General features: G+C 70.2%; 17 protein-coding genes. 9 read left to right on the top strand and 8 right to left on the bottom strand.

The window, feature by feature from the left end:
* Positions 1 to 3: 3 nt before the first annotated feature.
* Positions 4 to 669, bottom strand: coding sequence for a hypothetical protein (locus AB0K28_RS43260; protein ID WP_364382109.1), 666 nt, complete (start codon positions 667 to 669; stop codon positions 4 to 6).
* Between the two features lie 184 nt (positions 670 to 853).
* On the opposite strand from AB0K28_RS43260, the gene AB0K28_RS43255 reads away from it, so the two are divergent.
* Positions 854 to 1,168: a hypothetical protein gene (locus tag AB0K28_RS43255; protein WP_364382106.1), complete on the top strand. Its 315-nt coding sequence runs from the start codon at positions 854 to 856 to the stop codon at positions 1,166 to 1,168.
* Positions 1,169 to 1,198: 30 nt separating this feature from the next.
* Here AB0K28_RS43255 and AB0K28_RS43250 read toward each other — a convergent pair whose 3' ends face one another.
* From AB0K28_RS43250 to AB0K28_RS43235, 4 genes are all read right to left on the bottom strand, one after another.
* Positions 1,199 to 1,747, bottom strand: coding sequence for a hypothetical protein (locus AB0K28_RS43250; RefSeq protein ID WP_364382103.1), 549 nt, complete (start codon positions 1,745 to 1,747; stop codon positions 1,199 to 1,201).
* On the bottom strand, positions 1,744 to 2,823 hold the full coding sequence (locus AB0K28_RS43245; protein WP_364382100.1) for a molybdopterin dinucleotide binding domain-containing protein: 1,080 nt from the start codon (positions 2,821 to 2,823) through the stop codon (positions 1,744 to 1,746). The genes AB0K28_RS43250 and AB0K28_RS43245 overlap by 4 nt, the downstream gene beginning before the upstream one ends.
* 70 nt (positions 2,824 to 2,893) lie before the next feature.
* A complete protein-coding gene (locus AB0K28_RS43240) occupies positions 2,894 to 3,214 on the bottom strand; it encodes a hypothetical protein (RefSeq protein WP_345385126.1) in 321 nt (106 codons plus the stop codon).
* An 18-nt stretch (positions 3,215 to 3,232) separates the two neighbouring features.
* A complete protein-coding gene (locus tag AB0K28_RS43235; protein ID WP_345385127.1) occupies positions 3,233 to 3,829 on the bottom strand; it encodes an NAD(P)H-binding protein in 597 nt (198 codons plus the stop codon).
* A gap of 102 nt (positions 3,830 to 3,931) precedes the next feature.
* Here AB0K28_RS43235 and AB0K28_RS43230 point away from each other — a divergent pair, with 102 nt between their 5' ends.
* From AB0K28_RS43230 to AB0K28_RS43220, 3 genes are all read left to right on the top strand, one after another.
* On the top strand, positions 3,932 to 4,312 hold the full coding sequence (locus AB0K28_RS43230; RefSeq protein ID WP_364382096.1) for an SgcJ/EcaC family oxidoreductase: 381 nt from the start codon (positions 3,932 to 3,934) through the stop codon (positions 4,310 to 4,312).
* Between the two features lie 85 nt (positions 4,313 to 4,397).
* On the top strand, positions 4,398 to 5,405 hold the full coding sequence (locus tag AB0K28_RS43225) for an aldo/keto reductase (protein ID WP_345385129.1): 1,008 nt from the start codon (positions 4,398 to 4,400) through the stop codon (positions 5,403 to 5,405).
* A 300-nt stretch (positions 5,406 to 5,705) separates the two neighbouring features.
* On the top strand, positions 5,706 to 7,046 hold the full coding sequence (locus tag AB0K28_RS43220) for a cytochrome P450 (RefSeq protein ID WP_364382092.1): 1,341 nt from the start codon (positions 5,706 to 5,708) through the stop codon (positions 7,044 to 7,046).
* 104 nt (positions 7,047 to 7,150) lie between these two features.
* On the opposite strand, the gene AB0K28_RS43215 is transcribed toward AB0K28_RS43220, so the two are convergent.
* From AB0K28_RS43215 to AB0K28_RS43205, 3 genes are all read right to left on the bottom strand, one after another.
* Positions 7,151 to 7,459: a hypothetical protein gene (locus AB0K28_RS43215; protein WP_364382089.1), complete on the bottom strand. Its 309-nt coding sequence runs from the start codon at positions 7,457 to 7,459 to the stop codon at positions 7,151 to 7,153.
* Between the two features lie 51 nt (positions 7,460 to 7,510).
* Positions 7,511 to 8,629 (bottom strand): hypothetical protein, encoded by a 1,119-nt coding sequence (locus tag AB0K28_RS43210; RefSeq protein ID WP_345385132.1) that lies wholly within the window; start codon positions 8,627 to 8,629, stop codon positions 7,511 to 7,513.
* 162 nt (positions 8,630 to 8,791) lie between these two features.
* Entirely contained in the window at positions 8,792 to 9,571 is a 780-nt protein-coding gene (locus AB0K28_RS43205) for a DeoR/GlpR family DNA-binding transcription regulator (RefSeq protein ID WP_345385133.1), read from the bottom strand.
* Positions 9,572 to 9,706: 135 nt separating this feature from the next.
* Here AB0K28_RS43205 and AB0K28_RS43200 point away from each other — a divergent pair, with 135 nt between their 5' ends.
* The 5 genes from AB0K28_RS43200 (at position 9,707) to AB0K28_RS43180 (ending at position 14,405) form a co-directional block, all read left to right on the top strand.
* Entirely contained in the window at positions 9,707 to 10,684 is a 978-nt protein-coding gene (locus AB0K28_RS43200; RefSeq protein ID WP_364382084.1) for a sugar ABC transporter permease, read from the top strand.
* Positions 10,684 to 11,559: a carbohydrate ABC transporter permease gene (locus tag AB0K28_RS43195; RefSeq protein ID WP_364382081.1), complete on the top strand. Its 876-nt coding sequence runs from the start codon at positions 10,684 to 10,686 to the stop codon at positions 11,557 to 11,559. The genes AB0K28_RS43200 and AB0K28_RS43195 overlap by 1 nt, the downstream gene beginning before the upstream one ends.
* A gap of 28 nt (positions 11,560 to 11,587) precedes the next feature.
* Positions 11,588 to 12,925 (top strand): ABC transporter substrate-binding protein, encoded by a 1,338-nt coding sequence (locus AB0K28_RS43190; RefSeq protein WP_345385135.1) that lies wholly within the window; start codon positions 11,588 to 11,590, stop codon positions 12,923 to 12,925.
* Positions 12,926 to 13,008: 83 nt separating this feature from the next.
* Positions 13,009 to 13,734 (top strand): glycerophosphodiester phosphodiesterase family protein, encoded by a 726-nt coding sequence (locus AB0K28_RS43185; RefSeq protein ID WP_345385136.1) that lies wholly within the window; start codon positions 13,009 to 13,011, stop codon positions 13,732 to 13,734.
* A gap of 2 nt (positions 13,735 to 13,736) precedes the next feature.
* Positions 13,737 to 14,405, top strand: coding sequence for an HAD family phosphatase (locus tag AB0K28_RS43180; protein ID WP_364382186.1), 669 nt, complete (start codon positions 13,737 to 13,739; stop codon positions 14,403 to 14,405).
* The last annotated feature ends 171 nt before the right edge of the window (positions 14,406 to 14,576 follow it).

Raw genomic sequence — 14,576 nt, 5'->3', positions numbered from 1 at the left:
TTCTCAGCCGGACGCTCCTCGAGAGCCACGGGCGGTGTCCCCTGTCCGCTCTGCATCCGCACGCAACCAGCCCTCCGCCTGCGCGCGAACGATCGCCTCGATGCGCGTCGAGACGCCCATCTCCTGGTAAAGCGTCTGCAACATCCGGAACATCGCGCGCTCGGAGTATCCGGACCGCTTGGCGAGTTGGGCGACCGTCGATCCCGCGGCCAGTTGTCGAAGCCACGACAGTCGCCGCGCACTGAGGAACTCCGGAACCGCGTCGGCCGAGCGCGGTCCTGAGCTGAGCGCACTCGCCACCGCCGCGGGCATCACCGCCTGCCCATCGGCCGTCGCCTCGACAGTACGGCGCAGGGCTCCCGGCGTCACCTCGCGCTCGAGCACCGATCGCGCGCCGGTACGCACCGCTCTGGCCCCGATCTCTCCTGGATCGTCCTCGCCGATGACCGCGATCACGGCGTGCGTACCTCCCTCGTCGCATAGCCGTTCGAGGAGGTCCCAGTCAGGCTCTCGGACGAGCGTCAGCAGGACCAATTGCCGCCTCCCGCGTCGCACCCATGCCAGCACGTCTGCGGGAGTCTCGACGTCGTGGCCCGCGGCGGACAACACAGTGGCGACCCCCTGCCGGAACATGGGCAGGGGGTCGACAACCGCGACCTGGACGGCCATCGCAGACAGGAGTCCCTTCTGGATCGCTAGAGCCTAAACACCACGATCGCCGAGCGCCCACCCGGAGGTGCCGCTCTGGCGGACCCCCGCCGCTTATAGGACAGGTTCGTGCCCATAACCGTTCATAGACCTGCGGCGCGGGCGCTTCCTAGCGTCGAGGAAGATTCCTGCGAAGGAGGTCGTCATGGGCAGTCCCGCCGGACCAGCGCATTACGTCCTGGTGACCAGCACCGAGCCAAAGCAACTGTGGGACGGGGAGCGTGACCTGGTCGGCAAGCTTCCACCGGAGCTTCAGAGAGCGATTACTGGAGCCGTCAGGGATTTCATCGAGTTGCGCCAAATGTCGTCGTCAGACATTTCGGCGGAGTACGTGCTCAAGAAACTTCGTAACGGGCAATTCTGGGCCCGGATCCTTACGGCTGGCGAACACCTCCTCCTTGATCTGATCGAAACGATCATCAGACAGGAAACACGACGGGATCCCCCCAGGCAGGCTTAGCGACGCTCCTCCGTGCTCGTGGGCGTCCGCTCAGCGGATGGCGCGCATGATGATGGTGGAGCCAGGTTCCTCCTCCTCCTCCTCCGGGGAGGGGCGGGCGAGGGCGTCGAAGAGAACGCCGTCCAGCTGGGCCACCAGCGTGCGGGCCGCGCGCCCCGCGTCAGGGACGCCGCCCGCGCCCAGGCCCTCCTCGGCCATCCGGGCGAACCGCTCACTGGCGGCGTCCAGCTCGGCGCGCAGGAGGGCGCCGTCTCCTGCGTCGGGGGGAGCTGCATGCGGGCGCGGGTGCGGGTCCTGGCCGGGCCGAGCCAGTGCTTGATCGGGCCGGTCAGGGTGGCGGCGGCCTGGTCCCTGGTGCTCCAGGCGCCGGGTGGGAGCCGGGTGACCGCGGGCTCGTCCAGCTCCAGCAGGCGTTCCAGGACGCCTTCGAGCAGCGACCGCCGTGTACGGAAGCAGCTGGTCGTGCTGCCGTCGGCAGCCCGCGCGCGCATCGGCGGCCCGGTGTGTGAGGCCGCGCAGGCCCTGCTCGGCGATCACCTCGATGGCGGCGTCGGCCGCGCGCTGACGTCGCGTGTTCATCGGTGGCGTTCCACGGTGACGGGCACCCCGTTGAGCACGGCCGTGCCGCTGATCTGGTCGAGGTGGGCGGGATCGGTGACGGCGTTGGCGCTCGCCTCGACGGTCAGCTCGCCCGCGGCCGAGCGCACGGTCACGAGGTCGCCGTCGCCCAGGTCGCGGGCCGCCATGTCGCCGGGATACATGAGCAGGTGGTGGCGGGGACGGCCCTTCACCAGGCGGCGGGAGTTGTGCATCCAGGAGTTGTTGGCGCGCAGGTGCCGGCGTCCGCTCAGGAGCAGGGTGCCGGGGTCGGGCGGGCGCAGCAGCTCCGTGGCGGCGTCGGCGGCGGCGGCCAGCGGGACGGGAGGCGCGGTGCGGACGCGGCGGCGCGGGGTCTGGAGCCGCCGGGGCAGGCCGGGCCGCAGCTCGCCGAGGTCCGCTCCCTGCGGCAGGCGACGCAGCCGGTCGAGCGTCAGCCGATAGGGGCCGGTACGCAGGCCGAGGTCCACTATGCGGTCCGGCCGCAGCCGGAGCATGAGGGCCGCGCGCAAGGCGCCGCGCCTGACGCCGTACCGGCGTGCGAGCTCCCGGAAGATCTCCCAGTTGTGGCGGGTGCCGGGCGGCTTGGGCAGAACGCCGGGCACGTAGCGGGCGGCGGCGGGCGCGGCGGCGAACTCGCGGGCCACCCGCCGCACCGTGTCGGGCACGACGCCGGTGGCGGCCTCGACGCGTTCGGGGGTGAAGGGTTCGAGGGCGCGGCGGACCTCGCCGAGGCCGTCCACGTACGCGGCGGGACTGGCCAGGCCCTCGTCGAGGATGACGCGTACCAGCCCCAGGATCAGCGCGGCGTCGGTGCCCGGCCGGATGTAGTGGTGCTCGCCGCCGAGCCTGGCGATCTCCGTCCTGCGTGGGTCGAACAGCACCATCTTCCCGCCGCGCGCGAGCAGTGCCTTGATGCGGCGCGGCAGGCCGGGCGCCGTCATGAGGCTGCCGTTGGAGACGGCCGGGTTCGCGCCGAAGACCAGGAAGTACGCGGTGCGGTCGATGTCGGGGACGGGGACCAGCCACTGGTTGCCGTACAGGAGCCGGGCGACCACCTGGTGCGGCAGCTGGTCGACCGAGCTGGCGGAGGGTGTAGCACCCTCCCGCTACAGCTGTAGCAACGGGTCAGCGCGGGCGGCTCAAAGCGGCTTCCGCGAGGTCCGTCCACCGCTCGGACGCGGAAGGCGGCACGACCACCCAGTCCTTCACCACCTTGCCCTGCCCCATCGGGTCGAACAGGGACGCACCGTCCAGCTCCAGCGCGTCTTCGTACTCGGGAGTGTCCCTGACCAGGCGGAACACCATCGCGCCGTCGCGCTGGAGGCTCGCGAACACCTTGCCCGCCTGGTCCTTGAGCGCGGGCCTGCCCATCATCGTGGAGATCCGTACGCCGAGGTCGGCCAGCTCGGCGCCGACCTGCTGGAAGTGTTCATCCGGGCTCATCATGATCGATACCTTAAGGCGTCATTTGGGGCCGCAGATGCCCATGGCCCGGCCGGCCAGCGCGGGATCCTCGGCCGCGTCGAGGAGCGCCATCGCGTAGTCGGCGCGGGCGAGCTGCGCCGCCCCGCCCGTGGCGTTGTCCGCGAAGTCGATGTGCACCCGTCCTGCGGGCGGCTTGTCGTTCAGCATGGTCGCGCGGGCGATGGTGTAGTCGAGCCCGCTGACCTGCAGCATGCCCTCCGCCCGCGCGAGGTCCACGTAGGCCGCGCGGAAGAACAGCCAGGCCAGGGTGACCGCGAGCCTGGGGCGGGTGGCCGGCACCGACCTGCTGCTGGTCATCACCACCCGTCGCACGCCGGCCTCGCGCATGGCGGTGATGAGCGTGCGCGCGATGCCGCTGCCGCCGACCGCGGAGATGACGGCGTCCTGCCCCTGGACGGCCGCGCGCATGGTCGCGAGGTCGTGCGCGTCGCCCGCGATCACGCCGGCGAGGCCGCCGCGGTCGGTGAGCAGCTCGGGGCGGCGGGCGAAGGCGGTGATCTCGTGGCCGCGCGCGGCGCCCTGGGCCAGGACGTGCTTTCCGGTACGGCCGGTCGCGCCGATGACGAGGATCTTCATGGTATGGCACCTCTCCTTATAGCGATTTGCACTATAGCCATACGATCAGGTTATAGTGCAAATCGCAATAATGAAGGGGGCACCAGAGAAGGAGCCGCGACCATGTCCGAGAACGCCGAGATCACCGCCCTGCTCACCCGCCTGGCCGACGCCTGGAACGCGGGCGACGCCACCGCCTACGCCGCCCTCTTCACCGAGGACGCCGACTACATCACCTTCGACGGCACCCACACCGAGGGCAGGGCGGCCATCGAGGCCGCGCACCGGTGGCTGTTCGACGGGCCGCTCAAGGGCTCCACCATGCCCGCCCCCGCCGAGCCCCGGTTCAAGCGGCTGGCCGACGGGGCCGTACTCGTGGTCTCCAAGGGCGGCACCGCCGTCGGCGGGCAGCTGCGCAGCTCGACCGTCTCCTTCACCGCCGTCCGCACCCCAGAAGGGTGGCGGTTCGCCTCCTTCCAGAACACCCGGGTGAGCACGCCTTGACCTGGAGCGCACTTCAGCTCCTAGCCTCGATCTCACCGTGAGGCGCCGCGGGCATCCGACCGTCACCGACGACAGGAGAAGTCGCGTGAAGACCGTAGAGCTGGGACGTACCGGCGAGCAGGTCAGCAGGCTCGCCCTGGGCTGCATGATCATGGGAACCGTCACGCCGGAGGACGAGTCCGTCACGATGCTCGACCGGTACGTGGCGGCCGGCGGCAATTTCCTGGACACCGCCGACTGCTACTGCTGGTGGGAGAACCGGGGCAGTCTCGGCGGCGAGAGCGAGGAACTGATCGGCCGCTGGCTGCGCCGGTCGGGCAAGCGTGACGACGTGTTCCTCGCCACGAAGGGCAGCGCCGTCGTCCGCGACCTGGACGCCGTCTGGACCGACGAAGGGCCCGACTGGGACGCGGCCTACCGCACCTTCGTCGGCGCCGGGGCCAAGACGCTGCGCGACGCGATCGACGGCAGCCTGCGCCGGCTCGGCACCGACCACGTCGACCTGTACTACGTGCACGTCGACGACCGGGCCACGCCGCTTGAGGAGACGCTGGAGGCGCTGGCCGGCATCGTCCAGGCCGGCAAGGCCCGCCACATCGGCTGGTCCAACGTACGGACCTGGCGGCTGGAGCGGATCAGGCAGCTCTGCGCGCAGCACGGCTGGCCGGCGCCGGTCGCGCTCCAGCAGCAGCACTCCTACCTGCGCCGCCGGGCCGGGCTGCGGCACGCCTCGATCGTGGACGACGAGCAGCTCGACTACCTGGAGACGCACGACGACCTCACGCTGGTCGCCTACTCCCCCATCCTCAAGGGCATCTACGACGACCCGGCCAAGCGGCGCGGCCACTGGGCGATGGACCCGTACGAGGGCCCGGACGCCGAGGCCAGGCTGGCCGCGGTCGCCGAGGTGGCCGCGGAGGCGGGGGTGACGCCGAACGCGCTGGTCCTCGCGTGGCTGATGCACCAGAGCGCGCCGAGCATCGTCCCGCTGATCGGGCCGCGCACCCTTCAGCAGTACGAGGCTGCGCTACCGGCCCTGGACGTCAAGCTCACCGACGACCAGCTCGCCCGCCTCGCCACCGCCGGCGCCTGACCTCAACGCACCTCGACCCCTTCGGCCCGCTCGGGGCCGGAGGGGTCGCCGCTGTCCTGCCAGGCCGTCGGGACGGCTGAAGGCGGCCTCGACCCGCTGCGGCAGGGCCGCCGGGTCCTCCGACCGGCGCATGGCAGCCGTGACAGGCCGGCAGCAGACCCTGGCCAGGACCGCCCGCGCCGATGTGGAGCGCGTGCGCCGTCCGCTCTGATGAACCGCTTCGGCGCGCATTTTCGAATGTCGTCAGCTTTGTGGAGCGCTTTTGCCGGGAGGGTTCGTTCGATACAACCGTGACGCTACATGTGTCATCGCGATCACGTTCTTATTCTGAGCCGGACGTGTAGGGGTTTTTGCCGCAGGCGGGAAAATCCGCCTCGGCGGCCGTCCGAGAACAGGGGAATTCCGGCGATGACCGCAGCGAACGCGCACGTGCCCGCCTGCCCGATCACCCATCCGCTGGACCTCGGTCCCGACGGGGTCAATCGTCCCGGCCTATATCCTCACGCCCTTTATCACGAGCTGCGTGAGGCCGAAAACGGCGTGCATCAGGTCGTCCGCTCGAACGGTTCCCCGGCATTCCTGGTGACCCGTTATGACGATGTGCTGACCGTGCTCAGAGATCAGGCGACTTTCTCCCGGAAAGAGGCGCTCGAAGAGGACGACATCGACCTCGACGGCACCATTCTCGGTCTCGACGACGCCGAGCACGCCGCCGTGCGCGGCGTCGTCGCCGACCATTTCACGCCGCGGGCGGTGCGCCGGCTCGGTCCGCGGATCGAGGCCGCCGCCTCGGCGCAGCTGGCACACCTGCTGGAGGCGGGCGAGCCGGCGGACCTCATGGAGTCGTACGCGCTGCCCTACGCGCTGAACGTCATCAGCGACCTGTTCGGCCTGCCGGCGCAGGACAGGTCGCGGTTCAGGGCCTGGGGTGAGGCGTTCCTGGCCACCAGCGCCCTCAGCCGGTCAGAGGCCGCCGACGCCCAGCTCGCAATGATCGGCTACCTCGCGACCCTGATCGAGCGACGGCGCTCCAGGCCCGGGGACGACCTGCTGTCGACGATCGCCGCGCGGGGAGCGGCTCTGCCTCCCGACCAATTGCTCAAATTACCGCTCGCGCTGCTCGTGGGCGGCTGGGAGACGACGGCCAGCAGCATCGGCACGTTCACGCAGGTTCTGCTCTCCCACCCGTACGACGATCACGAGACCGCCTACGCCTATCTGGCCGAGCATCCCGAAAGCGTGGAGCCCGCGCTGGTGGAGTTGCAACGCATGTTCACCACGGCCGCGGCGGACGCATTGCCGCGCCGCGCGACCCGCGACACCGTTCTGCCGAGCGGAGCCCGTTTACGAGCGGGCGACCTCGTCATCCCGTCCCACGTCACGGCGAACTACGATCCCCGCGTCTTCCCTGACCCGCACCGCATGACCTTCACCCGCGCCCCGAACCGCCACCTGTCCTTCGGCCACGGCGCCCACCACTGCATCGGACGCCATTTGAGCCACACCGAGATATCGGCGGCCATGAGCGTGCTGCTCCGCGAGTTGCCCACCCTCAGGCTCGCCGTACCGGCGGAGGATCTCCAGCGCAAGACCGGCCAGATCATCGCGGGCCCGGTGAGCGTACCGGTCGCCTGGACCTGAGTGCGGAGGTCAGCCGCCGGGCCAGTGGGCCGGGGCCGGGCGAGGGCCCGGCCCCGGATGTCACTGAGGCGTCACTGAGCCGTCACTGAGCCGTCACTGAGCCGTCACTGAGCGCGGAACGTGCCGCTGATCTCCACCGTGACGGGGAAGCCGTCCACGTCCGACGGCAGGCGGGAGGCGAGCCGGTCGAGTGCCGCCTGATCCCGGACCATCACCTGGACGACGTCCGCGCCGCCCGGCCCCTGGACGTGCGTGACCGCCTCGACGCCGCGCACCCCCAGCCACTTCTCGGCGACCCGTTCGACCGCTGCGGCGATGGGCGTGGCGTCGGGCAGGTCCGCGGTGAACACGGTGTGCTCCGGCAGCCCGCCCTCCACCTGCCCAGGGGGCTCGAAGTTCTGGTCATCGGCCATGAGCGGCTCCTCAGGAAGACGCCTCCCCTACCCCGGCATCGTACGGCCGCGTCAGGTGTGGAGGTTGATGTCGAGTGCGTCCAGAACCAGCCGGATCGGGTTGGCCAGCGTCTGGGACGTGCTCCCGGCGAACAGCAGGCCCACGGGCGGGAGCGCGCCGCTCCACGCCCACACGATCGAGCCGGAGTCGCCGCCCGCGCTGAACTCGGGCGCGCCGATGGGCCTGATCGCGATCTGGTTGGTGAAGAACGCGGGACCGCTGTCGTAGTTCACGAACCCGGACCAGGCCAGGCCGTTGATCACCCCCTGCCGGAGCTGCGTGGTGCGCCCGGTCTTGCCGACGACCATGTTGAACGCCGGCGCGACGGGCGCGGAGGAGATGCGGAAGAACGCCTGGCCGCCGCCCCAGACGTAGGTCAGCTCACGGCGTACGCGCTCGGGCCAGCACCAGGCGACCGCGCAGTCCACCAGGTTGGGCGCGCCGCCGAAGGCGATCGGGCGGAAGCGTTCGAGCACCGCGATCTGGTCGGCCGGCGAGGTGCCGCCGTCGAACGAGCCCGGCTGGACGATGGGGTCGTTCAGCGACGCCTTGTTCTCGTCGGCGAGCACGTGGTTGTTGCTGAGCAGCATCAGCCGCTGGTTGCGCGGCGCGCTGCGGCCGACGGCCAGGCAGCCGAGCGTGCCGGCCGTGACCGCGGTGTGGCCGGTGGAGACGCCGCCGGGCGCCGGGCGGATGCGGAAGCGGTGCGGCTGCGCGTCGAAGACGCCGTGGCGCACCATCATGGGGACGTCGCGCGCGGAGGAGACGCCGAGCCCGTCCACCACCATCTCGCGTGCCGTGCTCGTCTCGGTGGGCTCGGCGGTGTAGACGGTGAGCGCCGGTTCCCCCGGCGCGAACGCCGAGCCGGGCTCGCCGAGCCCGATGGCGACGGCCTGGACGGCGCCGCTGGGCCGCAGGAAGCTGTCGACGTCCTGGGCCCCGGGACGGCCTTCCCGGTGGATGCGCATCAGCGCGTCTTCGAGCTCGCCGTGCGCGTCGCGGATGGGACTGGTCACGTCCCGCAGCGCGGCGTCGGTGACCGCGCCGGCGGCGCGGGCCATGACGTCGTCGGCGACGGACGGGAAGGGCTCGGGCAGTCCTGAGGGCGCGAGAAACTCTTCGTTCGGCATCGTTGCCTCGATTCGGCCGGTTTCCGCTGACGGGGACGGCCCGGCCACCCCTACCGGGCCGCTGAGGGCCTCAGTGTCCTCCCGTACGACCGGCCCGACGTCAGGGCCCGGCCCAGGGTTATCCCTAGTCCGCGGCCCTCAGGTGTCCGGGGCGGGTCCTGGTCAGACGCGCAGGATCTTGGGGCCGGCCTCCCCGTAGCGCTGCGCCGCCGCCCTGGGCAGTTGCTTGCCGGTGACGACCCAGGTCACCTGGTCGAGCTCGCCGAACTTGGCGAAGCTGGCCACGCCGAACCTGGTGTGCTCGCACACCAGCACGCACTGGCGGGCCGCCTGCAGCGCCGCCGTCTTGGCCGCGGCCACCGTCGGATCGGGAGTGGTCAGCCCGCGTTCGATCGACACGCCGTTGGTGCCCATGACCGCGAGGTCCACGTTCAGCTCGGCGAGCATCGCCGTGGCCCACTTGTCGACGGTGCCCATGGTCGCCGGGCGCAGCCGCCCGCCGACGATGATGACGTCGTGGTCGGAGTGCCGGCCGAGCTCGGCGGCGACGGTCACCGACCGGGTCACCACCGTCATCCTGTTGAGCCGGCGCATCGGCCCGATCAGGTCCTCCGGCAGGGCGCCCTCGTCGATGAACACGGTCCCGACGTCGGCCATCATCGCGGTCGCCGCCTCCGCGATCGCCACCCGCTCCTGGGTCTTGGCCTTGTGCCGGTGCTCCAACGGCGTCTCGTACCGGCCGATGTCGGTGGGGTAGAAGACGCCGTACGAGCGGACGATCAGCCGCTGCGCCTCCAGCGCCCGCAGGTCCCTGCGCAGGGTCGCGGGCGAGATCGCGAACATGTCGGCGATCTCGGAGACGACGGCACGGCCCTCGCTGCGGACGTAACCGAGGATGCGCTGCTGACGGTCGAAGGCACGACCTTGAAACACGCTCGACATCTGCTGACACCCTTGCACATGTGATGGAAACGTTCGCGCAATGGTCACAGATTAGGCACCAAATGACCAGAATCGAGCACTTAACCGCCAGTAAAGTCGGCACACGTTCGTTCCCGACGCGATGGGTGGTAGCCCGTGAGCAGTGGAGTCAGCGATCTCGAATCGGGATCGGCACTCTCCGTCAGCGCCCGCCGGCCTGACGACACCGGGCAGAAGGCGTCCGGCCAACAGGCTGCGGCACGCCGTCGCCGGCGTGGCTACCTGCTGTTCGCCGCCTTCGCGATGCCCAACCTGGTGCTGATCGCCGTCTTCGCGTACTGGCCGATCATCCAGAACATCTACCTCAGCTTCACCACCTGGGACTTCATCTCGCCGGCGGCCGAGTGGGCCGGGTTCCTCAACTACCAAGCCCTGTTCAGCAGCTGGTCATTCCCCGACGTACTGCTCCGCACGCTGGTGTGGGTGGTCGTCGTCGTGGTCGTGACCCTGGTGCTCGGCCTGGCGCTGGCGATGCTGTTCGCGCAACGCATACGCGGCACCACCTCGGTGCAGACGCTCGCCTTCGCCCCCCACGTGCTGTCAGGGGCGGCGATCGCGACCATCTGGCTGTTCATCTTCGACCCCAACCACGGCCTGAGCCGGATGGTGTTCGAGGCGTTCGGCGCCACCTCGCCGGCCTGGACCAACGACGACTCATGGGCGCTGTGGGCGCTGATCATCGTCTCCATCTGGAAGGGCCTCGGCTTCGTCGCGATCGTCTACCTGGTGGGCATCCAGCAGATCCCCTCGGAGGTGCTGGAGGCGGCCAGGATCGACGGCGCCGGCCGGTGGACGCAGTTCCGGCGCATGATCTTCCCGCTGCTCTCCCCCACCACGTTCTTCCTGGTCATCACCCAGACGATCTCGGCCTTCCAGGCGTTCGACGTGATCGCCATGATGACCAGCGGCGGGCCCGCCCGCTCCACGACCACGCTGAGCTGGTTCATCTACGACGAGGCGTTCAACCGCACCAACGTCGGTGTCTCCAGCGCGGCCTCCATGATCATGTTCGTGGTGCTGATGGCGATCACCGTCCTGCAGTTCCGATTCGTCGAGCGGAGGGTTCACTACTGATGACGGTCATGCCGACCGCGGCGGCCACCGAGCCCACCCGCCCCAAGTCGCCGGCCTCCCGGCGCACGCCCTGGTGGGGCGTGCTCGGCCTGGTGGTCACCGCGCTGATCTTCCTCCTCCCGATCTACCTGTTCGTCACCACGGCGTTCAAGACCAACGAGGACATCAACACCTGGCCGATGCGGCTGATCCCGCAGTCGCTGACGCTGGAGAACTTCGTCACCGCCTGGGAGCTGGCCCCGTTCGGGCAGTTCCTGGTCAACTCGGTCGTGGTGGCCGCGGTCGGGACGGTGCTGAAGGTGGTGCTGGCGGTCTTCACCGCCTACGCCTTCGCCTTCCTGCCCTTCCCCGGCAAGCGCTGGCTGTTCGTCTTCATGCTCGGCGCGCTGATGGTGCCAGGGCACGTGACGCTGCTGGTCAACTACATCACCGTGGGCCAGCTGAACCTGCTGAACACCTACGCCGGCCTCATCCTGCCGGGTGTGGCCTCGGCGTTCGGCACGTTCCTGCTCCACCAGTTCTTCCGGTCGCTGCCGTACGAGGTGCTGGAGGCGGCGCAGATCGACGGCTCCGGGCACCTGCGGACGATCTGGTCGTTCATCCTGCCGATGTCGCGGCCGGCGATCATCACGGTCGGGCTCATCGCCCTGATCGACGAGTGGAACAACTTCGTCTGGCCGCTGATCGTCACCAACTCGGTCAACATGCGGACGCTGCCGATCGGGCTGCTCTACCTCAAGGAGAACGACGGCATCAACGACTGGGGCGCCCTGATGGCCGGGACCCTGTTCGTCGTCCTTCCGGTGACCATCGTCTTCCTGCTGGCGCAGCGCTACATCGTCGCCGGCCTGGCCGGGAGCGCGCTGCGCCGATGAGCATCACGTACTTGAGAAAGGAAGCAGCGTGACGGGACCGAGTTTCAGCCGTCGCCGGCTCCTGTCCGCCGCCACCGCGGCCGCGGCCGGCCTGGCGCTGAGCGCCTGCGCCGGCCGCAAGGAGGGCGAGTACGCCCAGGTGAGCGGTCAGGTGCCGGACAAGTTCGCCCGCCGCGAGCGGGTGGTGCTGTGGAGCGCGTTCACCGCGCACAACGCCGAGGTCCTGCAGACGATCATCGACGGGTTCAACGCGTCACAGCAGGACATCTACTGCGAGATCCAGCTGTTCCCCGGCTACCCGGCGCTCGACTCGAAGCTGGCCGCCAGCTTCGCGGTGGCGCAGGTGCCCGACCTCGTCACGCTCAGCGACGTGAACTGGAACCGCTATTACCTCGCCGAGGCGCTGGAGCCGCTGAGCGGCTACTTCGACGCGGGCTTCCGCCCCGACGCCTACCACCCGACGTTCCTGGCCGAGGGCACGATCAGGAACGAGATCTTCTGGCTGCCCTGGGCCCGCTCGACGCCGCTGTTCTACTACAACAAGGAGATCTTCGCCGGCGCCGGTCTGCCCGACCGCGGCCCCAAGACCTTCACCGAACTGCGCGAGTGGGGACAGCAGCTCAAGGGCTACAAGCACAAGGGCGCGCCGATCAGGATGCGCGCCTACACCGGCAAGGACGACTGGTACTTCCAGGGCTCGTCCTGGGCCTTCGGCGGCGCGTACTCCGACGGCATGACGCCGATGCTGGAGTCGGAGCAGACGGTCGCCGCGCTGGAGTTCGACCGGGCCTTCATCCACGACGACAAGATGGCCTACCTGACCAGCGACGTGAACGCCGACTTCGCGGCCGGCGTGACCGCGACCATCTGCAACTCGACCGGCGCGCTCACCTCGCTGCTCAAGGCGGCCACGTTCGAGATCGGCGCGGCCTTCCTGCCCGAGCAGGACCAGCCCGGCGTGCCGACCGGCGGCAGCGGCCTGGCGATCATGCGCAACGCGGCCAAGGAGCGCAAGCAGGCCACCTGGGAGCTGGTCAAGTACCTGGCCGGCACGGGTGCGCCCGAGTGGAGCCTCAACACCGGCTATCTCCCGGTGACGACCAGCTCGCTCAACTCGCCGAAGATCAAGGAGCGCAACGCCAAGTCGCCGCAGTACCAGGTGGCCCAGGACCAGCTGAGCCGGGCCCGCCAGGCGGACGTCATGCGTCGCTACGTCAACGAGACGATCTCCGAGATGCTGATCGTCCTGCAGAAGGTCTACTCCGCCAACGCCGACCCCGCCGAGACGCTGCGCGAGGCGATGCGCAACCTGGACCCCGCCGTCCAGCGGGTGATGCCGAAGTATCACCGGCTGGTGGCGCCCTGATTTCGGACCTCTCGTGCCGCCGCTCCGACGGCCGCCCCCCACGGGACGTCACGGACAAAGAGAAGAAACGAGGAAGGAAGATCGTGGCATTTGCCATCGTCGGACACCGCGGCGCCATGGCCGAAGCACCCGAGAACACCATCGCGTCCTACCGGGTGGCCGAGGAGGTCGGGGTCGACGAGCTGGAGACCGATGTCCGCATCAGCGCGGACGGGCAGCTGTTCATGCTGCACGACGCGACGCTCGACCGGACCGCCGCCGGGCCCGAAGGCCAGGGCCTGGGGCCGGTCGCCGAGCTGACCTGGGCGCAGATCAGCGCGGTGGACGTGGGCGGGGGTGAGCGGGTGCCCACGCTGGAGCAGATGTATCAGGCGACGACCAGGTTCGTGCAGCTGGAGATCAAGGACCTGGCCGCCATCGACGGCCTGACCGACTTCTTCCCCCAGCATCCCGAGTACGCCGAGCGCACGATCCTCACCGGCTTCTCGGTCGAGGCGATGGCCACGGTGGCCGAGAAGCTGCCGGACATCCCGCGCGGCATCATCGTCTCCAAGTGGACCACCGCCGAGGCCCACCCCGGCGGCTACCGGCAGCTGCTCAAGGACACCGGCTCCAGCCGCATCCACAGCGGCGGCGAGGGGCTGACCGCCGACGTCGTCAGGCGGCTGCACGACGAGGGTTTCCCGGTGCACGGCTGGCCCACCCGCACCGAGGACGACCTGCGCCACTGGGTCGAGCTCGGCGTGGACGGCACCACCGGCGACGACCCCCGCACGGTGCAGCGCTGGCTGGCCGAGGCACTGCGTTGACCGTGAAGACGGCCGGGATGGAAGCGGTGCTGTTCGACATGGACGGCACCCTGTTCGACAGCGAGCCCCTCTGGGACGTCAGCCTCGCCGGCCTGGCCGCCCGGCTCGGCGGCGAGCTGCGGCCCGAGATCCGCCGCCAGGTGGTCGGCAAGAACCTGCGCGACACCGCGCATCTCCTCCACGACGACCTGGGCATCGCGGCGGACGCCGCGGAGTCGGCGGCATGGCTGCTGGAACGTACCAGGCAGCTGTTCGCCCTCGGCGTGCCGTGGCGGCCGGCCGCGCAGGCCATGGTCGAGTCCGTACGCCGGCGGGGCATCCCCACGGCGCTGGTGACGTCGAGCCACCGCGTCCTGGTGGACGAGGTGCTGGCCCAGCTCGACCCCGGCACGTTCCAGGTCGTGGTCTGCGGCGACGAGGTGAGCCGGCCGAAGCCGGACCCCGAAGCGTACCTGACGGCGGCGCGGCGGCTGGGCGTCGATCCGCGCGGCTGTGTAGCGCTGGAGGACTCGGTGCCCGGCGTCGCGTCCGCGCTGGCCGCGGGCTGCCTGGTGGTGGCCGTGCCCGAGGACGGCGCCGCGCTGGGCGACGGTCACGGGGCGGTGGTGGCAGAGCTGGAGAGCGTCACCGTCGACGGGCTGACCTCGCTGCTGGCCGCCAGGCTGGGCTGAGCACGTTACAGCGCCGCCCCGGCCGGGGCGGCGCTGTAACGCTGCCGTGTGCGCGGGCGATTCTCAGGTGGCCGATCGCGGTCATCGGGCGACGGGTCAAGCCATGAGAATCGTTACGGGCGCTCTGTCAAGCGGTGGGTGATCCTCGCCCTGTACACCACCCTCGCGCCG

This window comes from Nonomuraea sp. NPDC049504, assembly GCF_040676845.1.
In the GTDB taxonomy this organism is placed as follows: Bacteria; Actinomycetota; Actinomycetes; order Streptosporangiales; family Streptosporangiaceae; genus Nonomuraea; species Nonomuraea salmonea.
The sequence above is the reverse complement of the archived record's forward strand: the minus strand, read 5'-3'. Positions and strand labels throughout refer to the sequence as shown.